The following is a 25,238-nucleotide window of genomic DNA, read 5'->3' as shown; positions in this document are numbered from 1 at the left end:
GATAAAGGTTGCCTAATTAACCATTTATTTCGGTTACAAAAATAATTTTTTGCGATTTACTAAATGTTGAAGTATTAATTTTTTTCTATAGTATAATGTTATTTAGTCGAAATTTTACATAGGAGGTAAATTATGAAGGTGTTCTTCCAATATTATAAACCCTATAAAGGATTGTTTTTCTTAGATTTTGGTTCTGCTGTCTTAGTAGGTATTCTTGAATTAGCTTTTCCGCTAGTTACGAGTATATTTATTGATCAGTTGTTGCCAACTAAGAATTGGAGTTGGATTGTCATTTTTGTATTTCTGTTATTATTCATATACGCTGTTGAATCTGTCTTAAAATTCATAGTGACGTATTGGGGGCATAAACTGGGGACTAATATTGAAAGAGATATTCGTAATGAACTTTATGAACATATTCAAAAAATGAATTTTGGTTTCTTTGATAACCAAAAATCTGGTAAAATCATTGGTCGCTTAACAAATGATTTAATGGATATAGGTGAAGTAGCACATCATGGACCAGAAGATGTCTTTGTTGCGATTATGACACTGGTAGGCTCGTTTATTATTATGCTTACAATAGATGTGAAACTTGCGCTCATTACTTTCTGTGTAGTGCCAATAATTTTTGTGTTAACGATATACTTTAATCAAAAAATGTCTGGTGCTTTTAAAAATTTATTTAGTAATGTTTCAAGGTTTAATGAATTAATAGCTGATAATGTTGGTGGAATGAGACTTGTACAAGCTTTCACGAATGAAGGACATGAATTAGCAAGATTTAAAAAAGTAAATGATAATTTCAGAGAGACTAAGTTAAAAGCTTACTCATATATGTCTTGGAACTTATCTATTAGTCATATTGCTCAAAAATTAACATTAATTTTCGTTTTAATTTTAGGAAGTTACTTTGTATTAAATGATTCCTTAACATACGGTGGTTTTGTGGCATTTATTATGATTACGAATTTATTATTTAAACCTTTAGAGTCGATTAATATGGTTATTGAATTATTCCCTAAAGGTATAGCAGGTTTCAAAAATTTTAAAGAAATTGTGAATATGGATCCTGAAATTAAAGATGATGAAGATGCCATCGAGTTTATAGAGGAACCTGATACTATCGAATATGAAAATGTATCTTTCAAGTATTCTGATAAGTTAATTTTAAATCAGTTATCCATTAAAATTGAGCAAGGCGAAAAAGTAGCATTAGTAGGACCAAGCGGGGGAGGTAAAACAACGATTTGTTCGTTATTACCAAGGTTCTATGACCCGTTACAAGGAAAAATTAAAATTAATGATAAAGATATTAAATCTTATACATTAGAATCATTAAGAAAACAAATTGGTGTTGTTCAACAAGATGTATTTCTGTTCGGTGGAACATTAAGAGATAACATCATTTATGGTAACTTGGACGCAACTGAACAAGAAGTTCATTATGCAGTCGATCAAGCGCAGTTAAGAACTTTTGTAGATGAATTACCGGAAGGATTAGATACTGTCGTAGGGGAACGCGGTACAAAATTATCAGGTGGACAAAAGCAGCGTATTTCAATTGCGAGAATGTTCTTGAAGAATCCACCAATTATTATTCTAGATGAAGCGACGAGTGCATTAGATGTTGAAACTGAAAATAAAATTCAATCAGCATTTAAAAACTTATCACAAGGAAGAACATCACTGATCATTGCGCACAGATTAAGTACGATTAGACATGTCGATCGAATTGTATATGTCGAAAAGGGTCAAATTCAAGAAATGGGTAGCCATGATGAATTGATGAATAAAGGTGGCAAATATAAAGATTTATATATGTCACAGTTTGAACAAATCGATGAATTTTAAATAATAAGTGGGACAGTAATCTAATTTTAAAAAAGATTCTGTCCTACTTTTTTGCCTTTTTAAACAAAAGAATAGACAAAATTTAAATAAGTGCTATTATAGAGTTGTAATATCTATGATTAAGAGGTGTCGTATGAAAATTTCAAAAGGTACAGACTATGGTCTACATGCATTGGCATATTTAATTGCTAAAAGAGAGCAACAACCGATCAATGTTAAAAGTTTATCTGAAGTATTAAATATATCTGTAACATATTTATCTAAAATATTAACGCAATTAGTAAAAGCAGGCGTTATTAAATCAGCATCTGGTGCTAAAGGTGGCTATTATTTAGTGAATAATTGGGAACAAATTTCTGTTTACGATATTATAACAGCGATTGATGGACATCAAAGCACACTTGAAGATAGCTTTAACCACGGCCCTGAATGTAAAATTCAAGCTATTTTATTATCAGCAGAAGATGAAATGACGAATGCTCTAAAAAATAAAACTTTAAAAGATTTAATGTAAGTTAAATCTTTTTTTGAACTAATCGTAGATATTATAACTCTATAATAGATGAGAAAAGGTGGCGTATAAAATGTTTGATTGTATCGTAATAGGTGGAGGTCCAGCAGGATTGGCAAGTGCTTTAACTTTAGGAAGAGCATTGAAGAAAACGTTAGTCATAGATAATAATAATGCCAGAAATAAAGTGACACAAAAATCACATGCATTTTTAACACAAGATGGTGTAACGCCAGAAGAATTAAGAGCAAAAGCAGAACATGATGTAGATCAATACGAAGATGTTACACGTGTGAATGATACTGTGGCAAACATTATTAAAGAAAATAATCACTTTATAGTTGAAACAAAGCAGGGAAAATATATAGCAAAAAAAGTTATGATTTGTACTGGATTGAGAGAAACATTACCGGAAATTAAAGGATTAAAAGAGAGTTATGGGAAGTCAGTGTTTTATTGTCCATGGTGTGACGGCTATGAATTAAGAAATAAACCATTGCTCGTTGCAGTCCAACCGGGACAAGTGAAACATATGGCCGTACTTATAAGTAACTGGTCAGATGATATCGTCATAAGTAGTCGTGATTTATCATTGTTAACTGCTGAAGATAAAGCATATATGGACAAAAAGAACATACAATTAATAGAAAGTGAAGTAACTGAATTTAAGCACATAGATGGTGTAATTAATGAAGTTTTATTTGAAAATGGCACACACATTTCAAGAAGCGGTGCGATAATTGGCGTTAAATGGGATACAGAATTTGAATTTTTAAGTGGGTTAAACATAGAAAGAGATGAAAATGGAAAAATTAAAATACAACAACTAGGAGAAACTTCAGTACCCGGTTTATTTGTAGCTGGTGAAACTAAAGATCTCATGGCATCACAGTTAATAGATGCAGCAGCAAACGGTAATCAAATCGCGAAATTTGTAGCAATGCAAATTATTATGGAATCAGAGTGAAATGGTGACTAGCCTTAAAAAAGTATGATGTTGCTGTTGCTAATATAATTTGAGGCTGAGACAAATGATTGTCTCAGCCTCTTAGCAAGTCACCTTATTTATAAAGTGTGGTTTCTTTATTTAGTGATTATTTTTTAGTAATACTAATATTAATTTCTAAGTTATCAAATTGAAACTTATGCTGATTGGATTCATTGCGAAAATGTTCTTCTGTTTCAATTCTGCCTAATTCTGACATGAGTTGATTTTTTTGAGCTGTTTTCAACATTGAACCTGAATAACTTTTTGCCGGATGTGCTTTTAACTCTGCTAATTCTGATAAAATATCTTCTCTTGTTCTCATATTTATTGCCTCCTAAAGTTTTAGTTACAATAAAACAGCTCATCTTAAGATTAAGAAGAGCTGTTTAGAGAATCTTCTTATCTTTCAAGTTACACTTGTTGGATTTAGCACAGTACACACGCCTGTTGCTGAGGTTTCATCGGGCCAATTCCCTCCGCCTACTCTTAATAAGACTTACGAGCTATTTTATTGTTCTTTTATAATAACGAATATTTTCAATTTTGTCTAATTTTATAATGAAATGTTTGAAAAATTTAGGAATGTCTATATATTAAGAGAATGTAAAGTTGAGGAGGAATATTATGAAATTTAAAATATTTTCACTTTTATTAGCGTCAGGACTTATTTTAGCATCGTGTGGTAATGATGATAGCGATGATAAAAAAGACAATAAAGGCGCAGAAAAAACTGAACAAAAAACACAAGATGACAACAAAGATGATATGGATGACAGCAATAACGATAAAGATTCAAATGATGATCAAACTAGCGATGATCAAAATGCAAATAAATCGACAACTAATACTGTGAAATGGAATGACGTTAAAGTCTTTCCGGAAGAAGCAGTAAAAGAAGCTCAAAATGAAGCAAAAGGTGAATTGAAAGATTTATCTTTTGAAAAAGAAGCAGGAGACTGGAGCTACAAAGTAGAATTAGTAGATGGTAGTAATGAGAACAAAGTGCTGATTAATGCAGATGATAAATCCGTTGCTAACGTAGAAAATGAAACAGAAGATGACGATGATAATGATCAAACGTTTAAATTGTCTGATGTAGCAAAATTTGAAGACGTATTAAAAGTAGCCCAAGATAAAGCAAAAGGTGACTTAAAAGAATGGTCACTAAGTGAAGATGATGGCAAACTCGTTTATTCTATTGATTTGAAAGAAGGAAATAAAGATACTACAGAATTTAAGATTGATGCTAAATCAAAAGAAATACTTGAACAAGAACAAGACTAAATTGTTATATAAGAGCGCAAATTCTTTCAAGAAAAGAATTTGCGTTTTTTTTATGATGTTTTTTGAGACTTCGTGCGATTTGGCCATATTTTAAAACATACAGTCTTTCTATGTTGCTTGTTTGGTCAGTCTTGCAACATTCAGTGCTTTTATGTTGCTTGTTTGGCTAGTCTTGCAACATTCAAGCCTTCTATGTTGCTTGTTTGGTAAGTCTTGCAACATTCAAGCCTTCTATGTTGCTTGTTTGGTAAGTCTTGCAACATTCAAGCCTTCTATGTTGCTTGTTTGATAAGTCTTGCAACATACAGGCGTTCTATGTTGCTTGTTTGGTAAGTCTTGCAACATAGAGCATGTACTTAAAAGAAAAAAAGAAAAAATATTATAGAAATGAATATTTCTCCACGATTTTGCAAAGTGCTGACGCCCGGGGGAATAGTATGCGTGAGAGACTACAGGCTCGAGCCATACCCCCAGGCAAGCATGCACTTTCAAAATCGTAAGATTTTAATATAAAAAGAGCTATTTATCTCTCAGATTTTTTTGAGTCTCATCAAGAACAAAATATACATACATTTTCAAGTGATTATCATTATCAATTAAGAGTAACAAGACATTTTACAAAATAAAATAGTCAATTAACACCTTATCTAAGCCTTATATTTTATGTTTTTTTAAAATTCTATAAATTTTTTATTGACTATTACGCATTATAGGAATAAATTAAAGATGATAATGATAATCAATTAGATAGGAAGTGTGTATTAATGAAGAAGTTAATGACAACATTTTTAGCGAGTGCTTTAATTTTAACAGCATGTGGCAACAATGCTGACAAAAAGGCATCTGATGACAAAAAAGAGACGAAAGAAACAACAAAAGTTGATTTTTCTAAAGAAACTAAAGCATATAAAGCATTCACTGCTGAACAGCTAGACAAATTCTTAACAGATACTGAGAAATTTGTTGATGCAGTGAAAGCTAATGATATAGAGAAAGCTAAAGAAATTTATCCTAAAGCACGTATGTATTATGAAAGATCAGAACCTGTAGCTGAAAGTTTTGGAGACTTAGATCCGAAAATTGATGCGCGTTTAGCTGATATGAAAGAAGAAAATAAAGAAAAAGAATGGTCTGGTTATCATAAAATTGAAAAAGCATTATGGGAAGACAATACGACTGAAAATATGGAACCTGTAGCTGATCAATTATTAAAGGATGCTAAAGAATGAAGAGCTAAAGTTGATACTGTCGATGTAACACCTAAATTAATGTTACAAGGTTCAATTGATTTATTAAATGAAGTATCAAGCTCAAAAATAACAGGTGAAGAAGAAATTTATTCTCATACTGACTTATATGATTTCAAAGCAAACATTGAAGGGGCAGAAAAAATATTCGAAATCTTTAAAGACAAAGTTTCTGATAAAGATAAAAAGCTTGCTCAGACTACTCAAGAAAGATTTGATAATGTGAACAAACTATTAGCACAACATGAAACTCAAAATGGTGGATATGAAGATTATACAAAATTATCTAAAGATGAAACGAAAAAACTTTCAGAAGCTGTTGATAAATTAGGTGAATCATTAAGTCAAATGGCAGTTATTACGGAGTGATTAAGCATGTCTAATGAAGACAATTATATAGCCAGAAGAGATTTCCTTAAACTTGCTGGTGTTGGGGGAGCAGGATTATTAATAGGTTCTACTGGAGTTGGAGGAACTTTATTAGCTTCCCAATACTTTGCTAAAGACAAAACAAATGTGAAAAACAAAGACAATTTTTATGGGAAATATCAGTCTGGTATAACGACAGAAGTACAAAAACATGTTTATTTTGTAGTTCTCAGAATTAACAAGATGTCAGTTTCTGAAGTTAAAGAAATGTTTAAAATTTGGACGAACTATAGTGTTCATCTAATGAATGGTGAATTTGTAAAAGAGCTCGGTAAAAATAAAATGTTGCCGAGTCCTGAAACAGGAGAAACAATCGGTTTAGATGCTAACCGTTTATCGCTTACTTTTGGAATTAGTCCTTCATTTTTTGAAAAAGTAGGTTTGAATAAGCGTAAACCAGAACTTTTAAAAGACTTGCCTCATTTTCCTAAAGATCAATTAGATAAAGCTTATACAGGTGGCGATATTTGTATTCAAGCTTGTTCAGATGATCCTCAAGTTAATTTTCATGCGATTAGAAATTTAATTCGAGTTGCTAAAGGTGAAGTGTCAATGAAGTGGAGTCAAACAGGTTTCAATTCATTTAAAGAGAAAGATGGAAAAATAGAAACGCCTAGAAATTTATTTTCTTTTAAGGATGGAACAGGAAATCCTGATGTCCATAATCAGTCTGAATTAGATAAGTATGTGTTTATTCAAGAGGGATGGGCTAAAAATGGCGCTTACTTAGTGGTGAGAAGAATTCAAATGTTGTTAGAAACATGGGAGCGTACAGCTTTAGGAGAACAAGAAGCAACATTTGGTAGATATCGTCACTCTGGTGCACCTATAGGAAAAGAACATGAATTTGATACGTTTGATCCAAATATTAAAGATAAAAATGGCGATAAGTTGATTGAAAAAGAGTCGCACGTAAGTTTAGCAAAAGCATCGAAGACGAATATATTAAGAAGGTCATATTCTTATTCAGATGGTATTCATTCACAAACAGGAACATTCGATGCAGGTTTATTATTTTTATCTTTTCAAAAATCTCCTGAACAATTTATTAAAATCCAAAATAAAATGGGTGCAGTTGATAAATTGAATGAATATATAACACATCGAGGTTCAGGTATTTTCTTATGTTTACCTGGTGTCCGAGAAGGAGGATATTTAGGTGAAACGTTATTTAACCATTTTTAGTATTGTGATGTTCATTTGTTTGATTGCACCTTTAACGATTAAAGCCACAACAAGTTTAAGTGAAATTTATATTAGTGTGACGGATGCTAAGACAGCGATACAAGAGAAAGACAAACAAGCATTTAAACAACATTTTAAAGAAATTAAAGACAACTGGCAAAAAGTGATTCAAAATGATCATAAACTTGTTCAAACGATAAATGAAGATATTCATAAAGTCGAAGAAAGTAAGTCGCCAGAAGATAAAGAGAAAGCGTTAAATAAACTTACTTCAGATTTAATTGATTATGAAAAAGTGTTGAACCCTGTTGATAAACAAAAGAAAAGAGATCAATTGCAAAAAGAAATGCAACCGCTCATCCAAGAAATTTCTAAAGCTATAACAGATAAAGACTTTGAACAAGCGCAAGCAATCAATAATCAATTAAATGCAACTTGGACTAAAAATGAAGCAATTGTTCGTGAAGAAGATATAGGAAGATATGGTCAAATTGAAACAAGATTGATGTTTATAAGAATAGCGTTAACTAAAGATAAAGTAGATGCTGCAAGCGCACAAATAGAAGTGGAACAATTAAAGAAAGCATTAGATGAATATTATGCAGGTAAGAAGTCAGATGTGAAAACGGGTGACCAAGATGTGAATATTTTAAATAAACATCTTGATCAGGCGATTCGTAATATAAAAAATAATGATTTAGCTAAAGCTAAACAAGATTTACAACAGTTTATCATTGCGTGGCCAAACGTAGAAAGTGAAATCAGCACTAAAAACGGTGCGCTATATACTAAAATAGAACAACAAATCCCACAATTTGCAGGACAACTTGAGCAAGATAATAAAGACGATATTCAAGCTCACTTAGAAAGCATTAATCATGAAATTAAATCAACCATATCTAAGACGAGTTATACATTTTGGGATGCAGCATTAATTTTGTTACGTGAAGGCGTAGAAGCGTTGCTGATTGTGATGGCTTTATTAACAGTTACACGTAAATCAGAACAAAGAAAAGCATCAAAATGGATTGTTATAGGCAGTATGAGCGGTATCGCGCTAAGTATCGTTTTAGCATTTATATTTAAATCAATATTTGATAACTTAGGTGCAACAAGAGAGTTAACAGAAGGTATCGTAGGTATAGGGTCAGTCGTCTTGATGATTATCGTAGGAATATGGCTGCACTCTAAATCAAGTTTGGATTCATGGCAAAGCTTCATTAATAAAAATATGGATATAGCCATGTCCACAGGCAGTATCATAACATTTGGATTAGTAGCATTCTTATCCGTATTTAGAGAAGGTGCTGAAACAATCATTTTCTATTTAGGAATCGTAGGAAAGATATCAACATGGTCATTTGTTTTAGGTATTGTTGTCGCGTCAGTTATATTAGTGTTAATCGCGATATTCTTTAATCAAATAACAAAATGGATTCCAATACATCGATTATTCTTTATAATGTCATTATTCATATTTATATTGGCATTTAAAATATTAGGCGTAAGTATTCATACATTACAAATATTGAATATCGTGTCACAACACGCTATCAATAAATTACCTTTTATAGACATTGTAGGATTTTATCCAACATACGAAACACTCATACCACAACTTGCGCTAGTTATTATTGTAGTTGTTTATTATATGATGAGTAAGAAGAAAGGCACTTAATAAATTTAAGTGTCTCAGAGTGTCGACAAAGTCTTTTTTAGACTTTGTCGGCATTTTTTATGCGCATGCTTTCCGCGGGCATGTTCTCAGCCTGTAGTCTTCGAATCATGCTGTTCCCGCAGGAGTCAGCGCTAAACAAACACCAAATATTAACAAACTATTTTATAATATAGATGAAATTTTATTTAGGGGTTAATTCTATGTTAAATTTTATTTTGAATTTATCAAGTCAGGGTCCACATGATAAATAGAGCTGTTGAATTTATCAAGTCAAGGTCCACATGATAAATAGAGCTGTTGAATTTATCAAGTCATGCCCCACATGATAAATAGAGCCGTTGAATTTATCAAGTCAAGATCCACATGATAAATAGAGCCCGTGAATTTATCAAGTCAGGGTCCACATGATAAATAGAGGCGTTGAATTTATCAAGTCAGGCTCCACATGATAAATAGAGCCGTTGAATTTATCAAGTCAAGCTCCACATGATAAATAGAACCGTTGAATTTATCATTCATGACATTTGTCATATCATATTCGTGACAGTTTGTACTTATAACGCATCGTGCTGTTATTTATACTTAAGTTAAATGAATAAAGGACGGTGATTGCTGTGATTGATGTTCAACAAGTAACGAAGATTTATCATGATAAAAAAGTTGTGAATGGTGTGTCTTTTCAAATTAATGAAGGGGAATGTACGGCTTTGATTGGCCCTAATGGTGCAGGTAAATCGACATTGATTGATATGATTATTGGCGATAGACATCCGAATGATGGACAAATTGTAAGTGATGACCATCAATTGGATAAGAAGCGGATGGGCATTTTGTTCCAAACGACTGCGTTTCCTGATGTGATAAAAGTTAAAGAGTTATTTAAACTTTATAAGTCGTTTTATAAAGATACGATTTCGATTGAAGATTTCAAAGAAATTACGAGATTCCGTGATGATAAATTAGAACAATTTGCGTCTAAGTTATCTGGTGGTGAACGTAGAATTTTAGATTTTGCGTTAGCGATTATCGGTAAGCCTGAATTTCTGATTTTAGATGAGCCTACTAGCGCGATGGATACTGAAATGAGAAAGCATTTTTGGAAAGTGATTGAACAAATGAAGCAAGAAGGTAAGACGATTTTTTATACTTCTCATTATATTGAAGAAGTTGAGCGTATGGCTGATCGTGTCGTTGTACTTAACAAAGGTGAACTTGTCATGGATAGTACACCTAGAGCGATTCGTCACAGTGAACATAAGACGCATATTCAAATTCCTTTATCGAGTAAACATATCATTGAATATCTTGAAAATGTTTCGGTGGAAGAAACGAAAGATGTATTAATCATTACTACACAAGATATTAATCCCGTTATGAAGACTTTTATGAAACATAATATGGATTTTAATGAAATAGAAATTTCAAAAGAGTCATTAATGGATACGATATTTTCAAAAAATGAAGAAAGGATTTGATGAGATATGTTATGGGCTTATTTTAAATCAGAATTATTGTTAATTTCTCGAAAAAAATCATATTTAATACTTTCAATCATGTTACCTCTTGTATTGTATTTAATTTTTACGGCAATGCTTGATTTGCCAAAAGAATATGAAACAAAATTTTATAAAGAGTACATGTTTAGCATGGCAACTTTCAGTTTAAGTAGTTTCTGTATTATGACATTTCCGCTAGAGATGATTGAAGATAAGAAAATAGGTTGGGCTAAAAATTTATTTAAAACACCTTTATCGCCAATCTATTATTATGCAGGAAAAGTGATGAAATTAATGTGCATGTTTTGCATAGCGATCATAGCGTTATTTTTAGTTGGAGGATTATATAGAGGTGTCGAAATGTCAGTTGGTGAATGGATGGGTTCTGGCATCTTATTATGGATAGGCGCTAGTATGTTTTTATCAATAGGCATACTCATTTCACAAATGAAAGACTTACAGAAGGCAAGTGCAGCGGCAAATATATTATATTTAGGACTTGCTATAGTAGGTGGTTTATGGTTTCCGACTGATCAGTTTCCCGATTGGTTAAAAGAAGTTTCATATGTAACACCGACTTATAATTTAAAAGAACTGTCTCTTTCATTTACAACAAACAGCGGTATTAACTTTGAATCGTTACTCATCTTAGCTGTTTATTGTATACTATTTATAAGTATCGCATTACTTATACGTAAAAAAACGGAAGTGATTTAATGTCTATATTAGAAAAAGTGAAAGCAAATCCGATAGGCACTTCAAATTTGATATATTTAATTTTTCCTGTGCTAAGTTTATCAGTGCTTGGACATAAAGGACCATTGTGGAGCGGTATACTCATCACCGTTCTATTTACTGTAAGTTATTTAATTATGATTTATGATGACTTATCTAAGAAAATTATTTTAAGAAGAACCTTATTAGTCATTCACTTTTTAGGCATCTTTTATTTTGTAGGATTTTTTAATGCTTCACATTTATTATTCTTCTTTTATGGAGCATATATCATACCCTATGTATTTCAATTGAAGATGAACTCAGTAGAAGTGTTCATGTATGTAAGTGCATTTGTATTCACTATTTTTATAATTGGATTAGATGACAAAGAATATTTAATGCTCATGATTCCAATGGCTATTGTCATTTTATTAGTTATGTACGGGAATTTTAAAGTATTAGAATCCAGAAAGCTACAAGAAAAAATACGCAATCAAAATGCACATATTAATACGTTGATAGCTGAACAAGAGAGAAATCGTATCGGTCAAGATTTACATGATACGTTAGGACATGTGTTTGCGAGTTTAAGTGTTAAGTCTGAACTTGCAATGAAATTGATTGATAAAGATGTAGATAAAGCGAAAAGTGAAATGGCGTCTGTTAATGAATTATCTAAAGATGCTTTAGTTAAAGTAAGAGCGATTGTCGACGATTTGAAATTACAATCATTTGAAGAAGAAATTAAGACGATGGATACATTATTAGAAAACGCGAATTTATTATTTGAATTTAGAAATGCTGATCGAGCTAAGTCGTTAAGTCCAACTAAGCAATCAGCTTTGTCGATGATATTGAGAGAAGCGGTTAATAATGTGATCAAACATGCAAAAGCTACTAAAGTGACAGGCGAAATTATTGAAGAGAATAAAAGCATCAGTATGGTGGTTCAAGATGATGGTATCGGAATGAAAAACATTTGTGAAGAGGATCTTAAAAGTATTAAACATCGTGTCGATGCAGTAAAAGGAAAATTAGATGTGAATAATTTAAATGAAGGCTTAAAAATAACGGTTATTTTGCCGAGGGGGGATGATACATTATGATTTCAATCGTGATAGCAGAAGATCAAGAAATGTTACGAAAAGCGATGGTTCAATTAATGGAACTGAATGATGAATTAGAAATCTTAGGTGATGTCCCGAATGGTGAAGATGCATTACAAATCATAAAAGATAAACAACCAGATGTTGCAATATTAGACGTTGAAATGCCTAAAATGACTGGACTCGAAGTATTAAAAGCAGTTAAAGATTTAAAATTGAATACAAAAGTGATAATTGTGACGACATTTAAAAGACCGGGATATTTTGAAAGTGCAGTAGCAAATGATGTAGACGCATATGTACTGAAAGAACGCTCTGTAGATGAGCTCGTTGTAACAATAAAAAGTGTTATGAATGGCAAGAAAGAATATAGCGAATCATTAATGACCTCTATGTTTAAATATAAAAATCCACTAAACCCAAAAGAACAACTTGTGTTAAAAGAAATTGGCAAAGGCTTATCAAGTAAAGAAATTTCAAAAGTATTATTTTTATCAGATGGCACAATTAGAAATTATACATCGACTATTATTGATAAATTAGAAGCGGATAATCGATTTGATGCCTGGCAAATAGCCGTTGAAAAAGGTTGGATATAGTAGGGTATTATATTTTAGATGAAAAATAACAGAGCGCAAATGCTTTGGAATCGTATGATATCGTTTGAGTCTTCATGCGATTTGAGCTGGATTTACCAGAAGCGCACGATATCTACTGAGTCTTCGTGCGATTTATCCAGAGTGATCACTGAACACCGTAATCCTGATTTCACTTTGATTACCTTTCACGATTTTGTAAAGTGCTGACGCCCGGGGGAATAGTATGAGTGAGAGACTACAGGATCGAGCCATACCCCTAGGCAAGCATGCACGAGCAAAATCGTAAGATTTCAAAACATAAAAAAGGTCTCTTCACTAGGCGATAGCCTAATGAAGAGACCTTTTATTTTGAGAATGGGTATTTATGTTCCAGACTCACAATCTTAAAAATATTATTTTGCTTTTACAGTGTGTATAAAATCATATAATCCGTCTAGTTGATCGAGTTGTTGGTTACAACGTTGACTATCATGGCAAATATAGTTGCCGTTCTTAGTATATGTTCCATCACCTTTAGATTTAGTCATAGATAGGAACATAGAAACATTTGATTCTTTTTTACATATGCTGCAAATACCAGGTTTAATAGTAGGTGATAAATCGCCCGAAACACCTGTTAATATGCCATTTTCATACATTATTATAAATTTCTTTTGCTTTCCTGAATCATTCCAACCTATATAAGAAGACTCTTTTAAATCAATGCTTTCCCAATCTGGCTGTTTTAACTTTTTAGTCTTTTTAAAAAGTTTTTCCAATTGTTTACTTGAAGGCATTTCAAAAGGAATGACATAGCTTTTAAGTCCAAATAATACTTTCTCGACTTGCGCTCGAGAAATTCTTTTGTTCATGATTATATTTGTAAATTCTTCTATTTCAGAATGTTTCTCGCTAAAAAGTTGTGATATATGGTCATAAGTGATTGCTTGAAAAGTATCAATTGTTTTTAAGTCGTTAACTGACTTATAGACATTAGATAATTGTTCTGACTTTTGTTTAATACTAACGAATTGATATGGTTGTATATAATTATTCATAAAAAATCCCTTCTTTAATTAATTTGATCGTTGGGTATGAATAATTGTAGAGAACATGACACATAAAGTAGCATCTTAAGATCCCTCCTTATCAGAAACTAGTATAGTCCTTTATCTACCTAATTTCAAATGTATAATATTATTAAAAATAATCGAAATAGTGTAAAATTAAATTACAATCTAAAATGGTTGTAATTTGTAATAACATGGAGGAATTAGTTGGGAACCGCTATTAGTTTAATTATTTTTATTGTATTACTTGCTTTAACTGGATTCTTTGTTGCAACTGAATTTGCAATTGTGAAGGTGAGATCATCAAGAATCAATTATTTAGCTAATCAAAATTACAAAAATGCTCAATCAGCAAAAAAAGTAGTAGATTATCTTGATGAATATTTAGCAGCATGTCAGTTAGGAATTACGATAACCGCATTAGGTATAGGTATGGTAGGAGAATATACATTTGAATTTATGCTTCATCCACTATACAGTAGCTTCGGTTTATCAGAAACGATGATTCATGTATTAACGTTAGTAAGTGCATTTGTTATTGCAACATACTTGCATGTTGTAGTAGGTGAAATGGCACCTAAGACAATAGCAATTCAAAAAGCTGAACAAGTCACATTATTCTTTGCAAAACCAATCATACTGTTTTATAAATTATTATATCCTTTTATTTTTATTTTAAATGGTTCAGCAAGAATAATACTTAGTTTAATAGGCATGAAACCGGCTAAAGAGTCGGAATTATTTCATTCTGAAGAAGAATTAAAAATGTTGATTCAAGAGAGTCACCAAGGTGGAGAAATTTCATCAACTGAGTTGGAACATATTAATAAAGTTTTTATATACGATGAATTGACGGTGAAGGATTGCATGATATCAAATGATAGCATTGCAATGATTGATATTCACTCGAGCCAACAAGAAGCGATTAACTTCGTGAAAAATGGATATTATACAAGATATCCTGTGTTTAAAGAAAATGAAGCGAATATTGTAGGTTATATCCACGCCAAAGATTTATTAAAAGACAATATAGAACATATCTCTGAATTAATTCATGATATTATACATGTCACAGAATCGGATTCTATTCAAAGTGTATTAGAAAAAATGAAAATCAAACGTGTTCATATCGCGATCGTATATAATCAACAAGATAAATTGGTAGGTATTATTACTATGGAAGATATCCTTGAAAATATTGTCGGGAATATTGAAGATGAGCATGATAAATAAAATAGTATAACAGAAGAGCTTAGGACATCATTTCCTTGCTCAAAATAAATCACCCAAACCGTTGGATACATTGTCGGATTGGGTGATTTTTATATTTCTGATTTTATAAAGTACATGCTTGCTTTAGGAATATGGTTCGAGCCTGACGCTTTATTTGTTAATGATGTTTTTTCTCTTTCGGTGGCCATACAAAATATGAAATACAAATAATTAAGTCGATGATGATGACAATTGTCCAAAGATGAATCACACCATCCATAGCTTCTGTACGATTTTTATCATGAATGAAATAAATGATTAAATGCAAAATCCCTGTTCCTATAAAGTAAGAGAGCAAATGTTTCAACCAGCTTTTAGCATAGTGTATAGCGTAAGCCAATCCTACAGGTTTAATGGGTTTTGGTCCTTCTTTCATCACATAATATCTAAATCTATCATCTGACCACTTTATCATGCTTTTTCCAAATACAAGAGATACTGCTATATAAACTGCAGCAATCGCATGAGGGATTTCAGCTGTTGCGCCATTTATGAGATCTACAGATGTTGTGATAAGCAGTATTAAATCTATAACGGGTGTAAGTGCTAGGAAGAATAGGCCTAATGTTTTCTTTTTAAAAATGTATCTTGTGACCAATCCGAGTAATATAACGACCCAAAAGGCTATTTCACAGAAAATAATGAGCCATACGATTAAGTTCATAGTTAGTCCTCCTTTATTGTGTTAGTCCAGCTATTTCTCCATCTATTTTTATTTAATGGATTTTTATTTTCTTCGTTATTAATTATTTTTGTCATATTCAAAGTATGACACATTTTAATACACTTGTATTAAATAAAAGTTGTGAAAATAAATAATGTCATGTTGTAAAATGTTTCAAATTACATTGACTTTAACGTTGTCAAAATCTATGATGAAACTATCATCCAATCATTTACAAATCATTTACAATCTTTACAAATATTCAATATTAGGGGGATTCACTATGGCAAATTTTTTGAAACCAGCTAAACATATCGATCCACTACCAGAAGAACAGGTAGACGATACTTATAAGAAATTAAGGCTTAAAGTGTTTTTAGGGATATTTCTTGGTTATGCCGGTTATTATTTATTAAGAAAAAACTTTTCTCTTGCTATGCCTGCATTGATTGATGAGGGCTTTAGCAAAACGGAATTGGGGTTTGCTTTGTCAGCTATCTCAATAGCGTACGGATTTAGTAAATTTATAATGGGGACTGTTAGTGACCGGAGTAATGCAAGAATATTTTTAACGTTAGGGTTAGTGCTAACAGCCATCGTTAACTTGCTCATGGGTTTAATTCCTGTATTAACATCAAGCGTATTTATTATGTTTATTATGCTTTTCTTAAATGGTTGGTTCCAAGGGATGGGGTGGCCACCATCAGGAAGAGTACTTGTACATTGGTATAGTGTGAGTGAACGTGGAAGTAAAACGGCGATATGGAACGTTGCTCATAATGTAGGTGGCGGTTTAATGGCGCCAATCGCATTGCTAGGTATATCTATTACAGGTACACTTACGTTTGGATATTTAAAGGGGTTTGAAGGTGTATTTATTTATCCAGCTATCATCGCATTAATCATTGCATTCGTATCATACATTCTTGTTAGAGATACACCACAATCGATGGGATTACCTCCGATTGAAGATTATAGAAATGATTATCCGAACAAAGAACAACAAACGTTAGAAGTTGAATTAACAACGAAAGAAATACTCTTTAAATATGTTTTAAATAATAAATGGGTATGGATGATTGCCGTTGCTAATATATTTGTTTATTTCGTTCGTTACGGTGTACTAGACTGGGCACCAACTTATTTAAGTGAAGAAAAAGGTTTCGACTTAAATGCTTCAGGTTGGGCATACTTCTTATATGAATGGGCTGGCATTCCGGGTACATTATTATGTGGTTATATTTCCGATAAAGTATTCAAAGGTAGAAGAGGGCCAGCAGGATTTATCTTCATGTTAGGTGTTACAATCGCTGTTGTTGTCTATTGGTTAAATCCTCCAGGAAATCCGTTAGTGGATAATATGGCTTTAATTGCTATAGGTTTCTTAATTTACGGACCGGTTATGCTGATTGGCTTACAAGCGCTAGATTATGTGCCTAAAAAAGCAGCAGGTACAGCAGCAGGATTAACTGGGTTATTCGGTTATTTAGGCGGTGCAGTAATGGCCAATATTATTATGGGCTTAACTGTTGATAAATTAGGATGGGATTCTGGATTCTTGTTATTAACAATTACGAGCATTCTAGCTATGTTGAGTTTCATCTTTACTTGGAACAAACGTGGTCAAGAAGTTGTGAAGTCTTAATGCAATATAAAAAACTGTTGATAAAGCATTTGCTTTATCAACAGTTTTTGATTTTTTAATATGAAAACAGATATTTTTAATTTTTATATATTTACTCATTAAAGTTTTAGAATTATAATATTATCGTTATAATTCAATATTTTAGCATTCATAATTTTACATTTTATTCAACTATGAATTATTGTCAAATATTTCAAAAGATAAAAATGAATTAGGAGATTTTTTGTGAGAAATATATATGAAATCAAATACTTAAAGTATTCAGCTACTAAATATCGTAATCATGTCGGGATTTCTTTTTTTGTTGTGCTTAAAGGTAAGGTTATGATGACGATTAAAGATGAAAGCACTTTTTACGAAGAAGGTGAAACATTTATTGTTAAGCATAATGAATGTTATAAACTAGATGTATTGGAAGGGAATATTGTTGTACAGATTCATTTATACGAATCATTAATTGAAACGATGGTACCAGAATTATTATCTAATCATGGCCATCTTACTTCACAATCAGAAATTATGATGTTAAGAGATCAGTTGATATATTTATGTTGTTTAAATTTAACACACAACAACAATCAGAATTTAAAAATCATGAAACAACTTATATCTATTTTAGAAATTTATAAAGAACGTTTATTTTTAAATAATCATGATTGTCCAATTATTCATAAAAATGTTAATCCAATAATTGAAGAAATTAAAGATTATATTTTTGAGCATTACAACGAACGTATTACAATTAATACATTCACGCATAAGTATCATTTATCTGAGTCATATTTTTCGAAAATGTTTAAAGAACAAATGGGTGTGAATTTTAAAGATTATTTAACAGATATTAGATTATTAAATAGTATATATGATTTAATTCATACGCATGAAAAAGTAATAGATATTTCTGAAAAACATGGATTCTATAATGTTTCTGCTTATATTCATTCTTTTAAATTATATTATGGTGTCACGCCGAAAAAATATAGAGATATGATTCAAAATAAAAACACACAATTTGCGCGACCAAGCTTTTTTAACGAGGTAGATAACGAAAAAAATCTTTCTATAGATGAAATTAAATTTTATTTAAGACATTTTGAACAAAAATATACCCAAACAGTTTGCACATAGCCAATGAACATAAAAAAGCAGTCTAGAAAATATGCTAGACTACTTTATGTTTATGATTGGGCAATATATTTTTTAATAACTTCTTTATTTTTCTCTTTAAATACATCATTATGACTTGAGACACGACCGCCTTCTTGTGCGTCAGGATCAATATAACTTTTTGCTAAGTTAGCTGCATTGGCAGCGTCATTAAAGCAAGATGCGATTAAATGAACTTTCGCGTCATGTTTAAGGATGTCTCCAGCTCCAAAAATACCAGGAACAGACGTTTGACTATTTCCTAAACCTTCAATAAAGAAATCATTTACTAAATTAACTTTAGTTTGTGCGTTATGAAGTAATTCAGACTCACGATCAAAACCATGACTAATAATAACTTCGTCAACTGGGATGATTTCTTGTTCTTTCGTTTCCACATTCTCTAATACGACTTCTGAAATCATTGGTTTATCAGGGTGACTGTTAAGTTGCTTAATAGCCATGCTCGGTTTCTTACTAATATCGAGCTTATCTAATAATTGACGCATATGTTCATGACCGGATATTTCTTCTTTTCTATAACAAATCGTGACACTTTTAGCATATTCAGATAAATCACAAGCCCAGTCTAATGCAGAATTTCCAGCACCTGAGATCAGTATATGCTTATTTTTATATTTTTGAATAGATTGAACGACATAATTTAAATTTGAAAGTTCAAAGCGTTCAGCACCTTCAATATCTAGCGTAAGTGGTTTAATGATCCCGCCACCAACAGCAATAATGATAGATTTAGAATGGTATTCGTTTCCTTTTGCTGTATATAAAATAAAATGTTGTTCTTCAACTTTTTTAATATCGACAACTTTTTCTTCTAAACAAACTTCTGGACCAAAATGAAGGCCTTGTTGAACTAAGTCTTGGATGACTTCATAGCAAGGTTTTGGAGCTATAGCGCCAATGTCCCATATAACTTTTTCAGGGTATACATGCATTTTGCCGCCTAATTTACTTTGGAAATCTAGTATTCTTACGCTCATTCCTCTTAACCCGGAATAGAAACTCGCGAACAAACCCGCAGGACCCCCGCCTATAATCGTAACGTCTGTCATATTCATCAGTCATGATTCCTCCTATATTTCAACTTATTATCATTATCCTATATTTGCAAATGATAATCAATATCAATGAGTTGATTGTCATAATATATTAATAGAAAGAACTCGTAATTTTTTTAATTTATCAGAAATTGTGAGAAGATTTAGTAAGTTGGGAGGTATTTTTTGAAAAAAGTATTATATTTTATAAGACATGCCGAATCACCATTTGTCTTCGGAAAAGAAAGAGAGAGACCGCTCTCTGATAAAGGAATAGAAGATTCTTTTAAAATAATGAGAGAATTAGAAGAGATTAATTTTGATTTATATATAAGTAGTCCTTATACAAGAGCTATACAGACTATCGAACCTATGTGTCGAAAGGAAAATATTAAACTATATGAAGCTTTAAAAGAAAAGAAATTGAAAGGGAATTATAAGTTGCCAGGGTATAAAATAGAAGAAGCAATTAAAGAATCATTTATTAATAGAGATATGAAACTAGATGGCGGAGAGAGTACTCATGAAGTCCAAAAAAGAGCAATTCCAATAATTGAAGAATTACTAGAAAAAGAGTATGAAAACATAGCAATTGGGACTCATGGCAATATATTAACTTGTATATTGAATTATTATGACGATAAAATAGGGTATGATTTTTGGAAGAATTCAAGCAAACCAGATATATATGCAGTTATTTTTGAAAATAAAGAGATTGAATCTATAAATAGAATTAATTATGATGATCTTACTTTTAAAAGCTAGTGTGCCAGGAGTTATAAAAATAAAAAAACCGAGAAAATGATTCATTTCTCGGTTGAATATTGCTTTATGAAATTGGGAATAGAGACTCTATTTGCTGAATGTTATCTTCAGTTAGTTGTACATCTAATGTTGTTAAGTTGTCTATTACTTGATCATTTCGCTTAGCTCCAGGAATAATTACATCCAATGAAGGTTTTGTTAAATAATAGGCAAGTACAATGTGTGCAACTTCAACATTGTGTTCTTGAGCAATTTCTCTTAGTTTATCAACTTTTTTAAGGTTTTCTTTAAACTGCTCACCTTGGAATTCAGGTTTATCCGCTCTTAAATCGTCGAAAGTTGTATTTTCATCATATTTACCTGCAAGTAATCCAGCAGCTAATGGGAAGTAAGGAATAAACGTAATATCATTTTCTGCTGTATATTCTAAAATATGTTCGTTTTCGCGATTTAATAAGTTGTATTCATGTTGTATAACATCAACATTTCCATTTTTATTAGCTTCTTTTAATTGTTCTAAAGTAAAATTAGAAACACCAATTGCTTTAATCTTGCCAGCATCTTTTAACTCTTGCAATGCAGCAACTGCTTCATCTTTAGGTGTTTCATCATCTGGGAAATGAATATAATATAAATCTATATAGTCAGTTTGAAGTCTTTTAAGGCTATTTTCAACTTGTTCTTTAAGAAATTCAGGATCATTAGAAAGTTTCGTTTCTTCACCTTCAAAATAATGAGCACCTTTAGTAGCGATGACAACATCTTTTCTGTCATATTCTTTAACAACTTCACCTACAAGTTCCTCAGATCTACCAGGACCATAAATAAAAGCTGTATCTAATAAAGTTACGCCATTATCAATCGCAGCGCGAACAACATCTTTACCTTGTTCTTCATCAAGGTTAGGGTATAAATTATGTCCCCCAACAGCATTTGTTCCTAAACCGATTTGATTGACTTCAATATTTGATTTACCTAACTTAGCTTGTTTTACCATTTAAATCGCTCCTTTCATTACTCTTTATATCTTATCATTCTAATAGGATATTAAAAAAATCATATGCTTATATAAAGTTTGGGAGTAGGGTATGGAAGTTTAGCTTGAATTTAGATTAAGAGATGGCTAAACATTCAAATTAGAGATAAATATCATAAACAAGTTACTAAAGAAGGAGGATTTCATGTCTTTTATAATGATTCTATGCTGTTTTATTGTGCCAATTGCATTGCTATTATATAGCAGCAGAAACAAAGATGAATAATTATTTATAATATAATACTTAACCATACTTTCTTTATAAATTAAATCTTCCTAAGATGCCTTTGGAGATTGCTTATTAATGATCGCTTGTATATAAACTGCTAAAAGTAATTCTGAACAGTGATGACTGTTAGTTATCGTAATATTATGCTTTTCTCCACGCTTTTTTGTATTCTTATTTTTAGAAAAGTCAAAAAAACTGCTATTTGCTTGAACAACTATCCCATCTTTAGAATCTGAAATAGTAGTTTGAGTGCTCATATACGCATTATTGAATGAATACTGTTTATCATCAGATTTAAAAACATATGGTAATTGTTGCTTAATACCTTTATCTTTTAAAAGCTTTCTCATTTCAAAAACACCTATAAACTCACTATTTAAATACACATTATACTTATATCTAAGTGGAAATGCATTTTGTGGAATAATTTTAACTTCATTACTTTCAGAAGTCAGATATGTACTATATATAGGAAAAAACCCAAATAAACTCACAAATTTATGCATCTTATTAAAATATGTTGGAGTATATGTTATATTTTCAAATCCATATACAGGGATAACTTGATTATCTACTAGATATAACGGAGATTGAAAAAAATATTCATTTGATTTTAAGTTTAAATCATTCTTTTCAATTAAATCATAAGTTGAATATTTTTTTTGTAAATATTTTCTAAAGAAAAGTGTTAATACGATAATAAATGTAATCCCTAAAAATAGTAACCATGATAGCCACAAAGGAATATTTAATAATGCACCCTTATCTAAAATAATTGAGATTGTATTAATAGTATTAAATATTAATAAAGTTATCCATATAAGGGTTTCTTTAATCATTGCCAATGATAATAACACTCCTATACATATTTTAATCATGTAAATCCTTACATGTCACAATAGTACTATTTTTAATACTATGTCATTATTTATTGCCTACTTCAATAATGATACTATTTAAACTAATATACTAGATATGATATTTATTGAAAAGGGCTAATATAATGAATGAAACAATAGATTTATTAAAAAACCATAGTTCTATAAGAAATTTTGAAAATAAAGCGATACCTGAGGAACAGGTTAACGAAATATTTAAAGCTGCAAATTAAACTTCTTCTTTCAGCTTGCTACAAAATGTAACTATTATTCGTGTGACTGATAGCTCCTTACGCAAGGAAATAATGAAACTCAGTGGTAATCAAAATTATATTGAAGATGCTTCAGAGTTTTGGATATTTTGTTCAGATTTCAATCGTAATCAACAATAAAAACTAATTTTGTAAAACAAACTAAATTTGGAAGGAGCTATTTATGACTGAAAATAAAAAACAAATGTTGCTAGGATTAGGATTCACAGGGGCATATGGTGCAAATGCTAAAGCCTGGAAAAGCGAAGGAGTCAATAGTAATACTTATCCAGATATTAAAGCAGATATTCGTTATGCTCAACTTGCTGAAAAAGGAAAATTTCAATTTCTTTTTGTAGGGGATTTCCCTGGAGCAGTACCCGATGATAATAGTCATGTACCATCGATGACGCTTGAACCTATTATTACTTCTACTGCAATTTTACAACAAACTAAACACATTGGTGTGGCATCAACTGTACATACTCAGTGGAATTTTCCTTATACTGTAGCACGTCAATTTAAGGGAATAGATTTAATGAGTGGAGGACGCATTGCCTGGAATGCTGTTACGGGATCAAGCCCAAAAGTAGCAGAACATTTTGGTGTTAATTTAATGGATAGTAAATCACGTTATGAAAATCACTATGAATTCGTTGAAGCTGTACAACATTTTTGGGCAACTTGGGGAGAAGAGGCATTAAAAGCTGATAAAGATACGGGTGTCTTTGCTGAATACAGACAAGTAAAACCTGTTTATTTATCTGGTAAGCATATAAAGGCAAATGGTGCCTTGCCTATACCTCCATCACCACAAGGGCAACCGCTCATCTTCCACTCTGGTGGTTCCCCTAATAGTATTGCATTTGCAGGTCGCTATGCGAATGCAATGATTGGTGAAGTGTGGACGATAGAACAAGGGATTGCTACACGTAATGCACTACGTCAGGCAGCTATAGATGCGGGTAGAGAACCGGATGAAATTAAATTTATCGCAGGACTCATGCCGGTTGTGGCTGATTCTAAACGTGAAGCAATTGATCGTCATGCGAGCTTTATGGATGAAAAATTGATTCAACAACGCTTACATTATATTGGAATGGTGTTAGGTATTAGATTGTCTCTGGAAGATTTAGATCATCCGCTAGCACCGGAACTTTTAGACAGAGTAGAAATTGATAGTTATTCTGACCCTCGTATTGAGAATGTTTTAAAGGTAGCACATGAAGGCTGGACATTACGCGATATCATTTATCAGTCTGTAATTGACTTTCATCCTGCAACGTTAGGTGATGCAAAAGAAACTGCTGATCACTTGACTGCATGGTTTGAAGCCGGAGCAGCAGATGGATTCTGGTTATTACCTGATGCTTACGAAACTGACTTAGAACGTTTTGTTGAAGAAGTAGTTCCTATCTTACAAGAGCGAGGTGTCTTCCATAAAGATTATGAAGGAGAGACATTACGAGAAAATCTGGGTATTCCCTATCAATATGGTGTAGACAAACGATTAACTTAATATGATGACCATATTTGAAAGGAAATTATAATGAAAACAAAACACATGAGTATCGGAGTTGCTATGTCATATTTCTGATGAAATTAAATTTATGGCCTTTTTCACATTTGGACTAGGAAAGACGCATCGAGAGGCATTAGACCGTAGACGGGCAATGGAAAATCCAGAAGACTATATGGGTAACACACTACGAGAAAATATGAATATAGATTATCAGCTAGGCCTTGACTCACGTATTTTAAATGAATCAGAATAGGTTAACGGAGTATAATTTTTTTAAGTTAATTCAACATAATTCAACTTATTGGAAGAGGATATGTGTGTCTATTAATCGATGATATAATAATGAAGTCACACCAACAAAAATCCCCTCACTACTCGTAATAGTGAGGGGATTGGTGTATAAGTGAAAACTTATTTTCGTTAAATACATTATAACATCATAAGCGTGATGAATTCAAAATAATGAATAAAGGTTCTGAAATAAAAGTAGGGGTATTCTTGATCCCTCTAATAACCAAAAAAGCCTGCCAACGTTCAATGATATGCTCCCTGTTAAGGAAACACTTAAATAGTGAAAACTTAGCAGGGAGTTTTACTATGACTAGAAATATTAAAATAGATATAAATAC

General features: G+C 31.6%; 22 protein-coding genes, 1 pseudogene and 1 riboswitch. Of the genes and pseudogenes, 17 read left to right on the top strand and 6 right to left on the bottom strand.

The window, feature by feature from the left end:
* The first annotated feature begins 129 nt into the window (after positions 1-129).
* From LQ598_RS12565 to LQ598_RS12555, 3 genes are all read left to right on the top strand, one after another.
* The gene (locus LQ598_RS12565; RefSeq protein ID WP_169925668.1) at positions 130-1,854 is read left to right on the top strand and encodes an ABC transporter ATP-binding protein; all 1,725 of its coding nucleotides are present in this window, start codon (positions 130-132) and stop codon (positions 1,852-1,854) included.
* Positions 1,855-1,987: 133 nt separating this feature from the next.
* Positions 1,988-2,368: an RrF2 family transcriptional regulator gene (locus LQ598_RS12560; protein WP_016912659.1), complete on the top strand. Its 381-nt coding sequence runs from the start codon at positions 1,988-1,990 to the stop codon at positions 2,366-2,368.
* 70 nt (positions 2,369-2,438) lie between these two features.
* Positions 2,439-3,332 carry an NAD(P)/FAD-dependent oxidoreductase gene (locus LQ598_RS12555; protein WP_103322168.1) on the top strand — a complete coding sequence of 298 codons (894 nt, stop codon included), beginning with the start codon at positions 2,439-2,441 and terminating at the stop codon, positions 3,330-3,332.
* Between the two features lie 127 nt (positions 3,333-3,459).
* Here LQ598_RS12555 and LQ598_RS12550 read toward each other — a convergent pair whose 3' ends face one another.
* Entirely contained in the window at positions 3,460-3,675 is a 216-nt protein-coding gene (locus LQ598_RS12550; protein ID WP_016912662.1) for a hypothetical protein, read from the bottom strand.
* A 74-nt stretch (positions 3,676-3,749) separates the two neighbouring features.
* Positions 3,750-3,849, bottom strand: a riboswitch (SAM riboswitch).
* A 128-nt stretch (positions 3,850-3,977) separates the two neighbouring features.
* Here LQ598_RS12550 and LQ598_RS12545 point away from each other — a divergent pair.
* The 8 genes and pseudogenes from LQ598_RS12545 (at position 3,978) to LQ598_RS12510 (ending at position 13,094) form a co-directional block, all read left to right on the top strand.
* Positions 3,978-4,637 carry a PepSY domain-containing protein gene (locus LQ598_RS12545; protein ID WP_239745636.1) on the top strand — a complete coding sequence of 220 codons (660 nt, stop codon included), beginning with the start codon at positions 3,978-3,980 and terminating at the stop codon, positions 4,635-4,637.
* 764 nt (positions 4,638-5,401) lie between these two features.
* Positions 5,402-6,253, top strand: a pseudogene (gene efeO, locus LQ598_RS12540) (iron uptake system protein EfeO).
* 6 nt (positions 6,254-6,259) lie between these two features.
* A complete protein-coding gene (gene efeB / locus LQ598_RS12535; RefSeq protein ID WP_239745634.1) occupies positions 6,260-7,498 on the top strand; it encodes an iron uptake transporter deferrochelatase/peroxidase subunit in 1,239 nt (412 codons plus the stop codon).
* Positions 7,473-9,176, top strand: a complete 1,704-nt coding sequence (locus LQ598_RS12530) for an FTR1 family iron permease (RefSeq protein WP_107557355.1) — start codon at positions 7,473-7,475, stop codon at positions 9,174-9,176. Before efeB ends, LQ598_RS12530 begins: the two co-directional genes overlap by 26 nt.
* Positions 9,177-9,790: 614 nt before the next feature.
* A complete protein-coding gene (locus LQ598_RS12525; RefSeq protein WP_103323573.1) occupies positions 9,791-10,651 on the top strand; it encodes an ABC transporter ATP-binding protein in 861 nt (286 codons plus the stop codon).
* Positions 10,652-10,657: 6 nt separating this feature from the next.
* Complete coding sequence (locus LQ598_RS12520; RefSeq protein WP_103323572.1) at positions 10,658-11,389, top strand: ABC transporter permease; 732 nt, start codon at positions 10,658-10,660, stop codon at positions 11,387-11,389.
* Entirely contained in the window at positions 11,389-12,495 is a 1,107-nt protein-coding gene (locus LQ598_RS12515) for a sensor histidine kinase (RefSeq protein ID WP_103323571.1), read from the top strand. The genes LQ598_RS12520 and LQ598_RS12515 overlap by 1 nt, the downstream gene beginning before the upstream one ends.
* On the top strand, positions 12,492-13,094 hold the full coding sequence (locus LQ598_RS12510) for a response regulator transcription factor (RefSeq protein ID WP_016913162.1): 603 nt from the start codon (positions 12,492-12,494) through the stop codon (positions 13,092-13,094). Before LQ598_RS12515 ends, LQ598_RS12510 begins: the two co-directional genes overlap by 4 nt.
* Positions 13,095-13,486: 392 nt before the next feature.
* Here LQ598_RS12510 and LQ598_RS12505 read toward each other — a convergent pair whose 3' ends face one another.
* Entirely contained in the window at positions 13,487-14,131 is a 645-nt protein-coding gene (locus LQ598_RS12505) for a FusB/FusC family EF-G-binding protein (protein WP_107557353.1), read from the bottom strand.
* Between the two features lie 219 nt (positions 14,132-14,350).
* On the opposite strand from LQ598_RS12505, the gene LQ598_RS12500 reads away from it, so the two are divergent.
* The gene (locus tag LQ598_RS12500) at positions 14,351-15,376 is read left to right on the top strand and encodes a hemolysin family protein (protein ID WP_016913107.1); all 1,026 of its coding nucleotides are present in this window, start codon (positions 14,351-14,353) and stop codon (positions 15,374-15,376) included.
* Between the two features lie 157 nt (positions 15,377-15,533).
* On the opposite strand, the gene LQ598_RS12495 is transcribed toward LQ598_RS12500, so the two are convergent.
* A complete protein-coding gene (locus LQ598_RS12495; protein WP_107557352.1) occupies positions 15,534-16,079 on the bottom strand; it encodes a hypothetical protein in 546 nt (181 codons plus the stop codon).
* Between the two features lie 283 nt (positions 16,080-16,362).
* On the opposite strand from LQ598_RS12495, the gene glpT reads away from it, so the two are divergent.
* Together glpT and LQ598_RS13910 are read left to right on the top strand one after the other, a co-directional pair.
* On the top strand, positions 16,363-17,724 hold the full coding sequence (gene glpT, locus LQ598_RS12490; protein WP_107557351.1) for a glycerol-3-phosphate transporter: 1,362 nt from the start codon (positions 16,363-16,365) through the stop codon (positions 17,722-17,724).
* 225 nt (positions 17,725-17,949) lie between these two features.
* A complete protein-coding gene (locus tag LQ598_RS13910) occupies positions 17,950-18,852 on the top strand; it encodes a helix-turn-helix transcriptional regulator (protein WP_107557418.1) in 903 nt (300 codons plus the stop codon).
* Between the two features lie 50 nt (positions 18,853-18,902).
* Here LQ598_RS13910 and LQ598_RS12480 read toward each other — a convergent pair whose 3' ends face one another.
* The gene (locus tag LQ598_RS12480; RefSeq protein ID WP_103323576.1) at positions 18,903-19,943 is read right to left on the bottom strand and encodes an NAD(P)/FAD-dependent oxidoreductase; all 1,041 of its coding nucleotides are present in this window, start codon (positions 19,941-19,943) and stop codon (positions 18,903-18,905) included.
* 171 nt (positions 19,944-20,114) lie between these two features.
* Between LQ598_RS12480 and LQ598_RS12475 the strand changes: the two genes are divergently transcribed.
* Complete coding sequence (locus LQ598_RS12475) at positions 20,115-20,693, top strand: phosphoglycerate mutase family protein (RefSeq protein WP_107559362.1); 579 nt, start codon at positions 20,115-20,117, stop codon at positions 20,691-20,693.
* 64 nt (positions 20,694-20,757) lie between these two features.
* Here the strand turns inward: LQ598_RS12475 and LQ598_RS12470 are convergent, their stop codons facing one another.
* On the bottom strand, positions 20,758-21,690 hold the full coding sequence (locus LQ598_RS12470; RefSeq protein WP_107557420.1) for an aldo/keto reductase: 933 nt from the start codon (positions 21,688-21,690) through the stop codon (positions 20,758-20,760).
* A 315-nt stretch (positions 21,691-22,005) separates the two neighbouring features.
* A complete protein-coding gene (locus tag LQ598_RS12465) occupies positions 22,006-22,803 on the bottom strand; it encodes a hypothetical protein (RefSeq protein WP_239745632.1) in 798 nt (265 codons plus the stop codon).
* Between the two features lie 468 nt (positions 22,804-23,271).
* On the opposite strand from LQ598_RS12465, the gene LQ598_RS12460 reads away from it, so the two are divergent.
* A complete protein-coding gene (locus LQ598_RS12460) occupies positions 23,272-24,606 on the top strand; it encodes an NtaA/DmoA family FMN-dependent monooxygenase (protein ID WP_107556648.1) in 1,335 nt (444 codons plus the stop codon).
* A 91-nt stretch (positions 24,607-24,697) separates the two neighbouring features.
* Positions 24,698-24,862, top strand: coding sequence for a hypothetical protein (locus tag LQ598_RS12455; protein WP_239745630.1), 165 nt, complete (start codon positions 24,698-24,700; stop codon positions 24,860-24,862).
* Positions 24,863-25,238 lie beyond the last annotated feature (376 nt).

It is taken from the genome of Mammaliicoccus sp. F-M27 (genome assembly GCF_022387115.1).
GTDB lineage: Bacteria > Bacillota > Bacilli > Staphylococcales > Staphylococcaceae > Mammaliicoccus > Mammaliicoccus vitulinus.
Note: the sequence above shows the minus strand (reverse complement) of the source record. Positions and strands in the feature narration are given on the sequence as shown.

What these genes read in the sequence shown, in the direction of transcription:
- LQ598_RS12560 (WP_016912659.1), top strand. Translation starts at nt 1,988, where the DNA reads ATGAAAATTTCAAAAGGTACAGACTATGGTCTACATGCATTGGCATAT.
- LQ598_RS12555 (WP_103322168.1), top strand. Translation starts at nt 2,439, where the DNA reads ATGTTTGATTGTATCGTAATAGGTGGAGGTCCAGCAGGATTGGCAAGT.
- LQ598_RS12550 (WP_016912662.1), bottom strand. Translation starts at nt 3,675, where the DNA reads ATGAGAACAAGAGAAGATATTTTATCAGAATTAGCAGAGTTAAAAGCA.
- LQ598_RS12545 (WP_239745636.1), top strand. Translation starts at nt 3,978, where the DNA reads ATGAAATTTAAAATATTTTCACTTTTATTAGCGTCAGGACTTATTTTA.
- efeB (WP_239745634.1), top strand. Translation starts at nt 6,260, where the DNA reads ATGTCTAATGAAGACAATTATATAGCCAGAAGAGATTTCCTTAAACTT.
- LQ598_RS12520 (WP_103323572.1), top strand. Translation starts at nt 10,658, where the DNA reads ATGTTATGGGCTTATTTTAAATCAGAATTATTGTTAATTTCTCGAAAA.
- LQ598_RS12515 (WP_103323571.1), top strand. Translation starts at nt 11,389, where the DNA reads ATGTCTATATTAGAAAAAGTGAAAGCAAATCCGATAGGCACTTCAAAT.
- LQ598_RS12510 (WP_016913162.1), top strand. Translation starts at nt 12,492, where the DNA reads ATGATTTCAATCGTGATAGCAGAAGATCAAGAAATGTTACGAAAAGCG.
- LQ598_RS12505 (WP_107557353.1), bottom strand. Translation starts at nt 14,131, where the DNA reads ATGAATAATTATATACAACCATATCAATTCGTTAGTATTAAACAAAAG.
- LQ598_RS12495 (WP_107557352.1), bottom strand. Translation starts at nt 16,079, where the DNA reads ATGAACTTAATCGTATGGCTCATTATTTTCTGTGAAATAGCCTTTTGG.
- glpT (WP_107557351.1), top strand. Translation starts at nt 16,363, where the DNA reads ATGGCAAATTTTTTGAAACCAGCTAAACATATCGATCCACTACCAGAA.
- LQ598_RS12480 (WP_103323576.1), bottom strand. Translation starts at nt 19,943, where the DNA reads ATGACAGACGTTACGATTATAGGCGGGGGTCCTGCGGGTTTGTTCGCG.
- LQ598_RS12470 (WP_107557420.1), bottom strand. Translation starts at nt 21,690, where the DNA reads ATGGTAAAACAAGCTAAGTTAGGTAAATCAAATATTGAAGTCAATCAA.
- LQ598_RS12460 (WP_107556648.1), top strand. Translation starts at nt 23,272, where the DNA reads ATGACTGAAAATAAAAAACAAATGTTGCTAGGATTAGGATTCACAGGG.
- LQ598_RS12455 (WP_239745630.1), top strand. Translation starts at nt 24,698, where the DNA reads ATGGCCTTTTTCACATTTGGACTAGGAAAGACGCATCGAGAGGCATTA.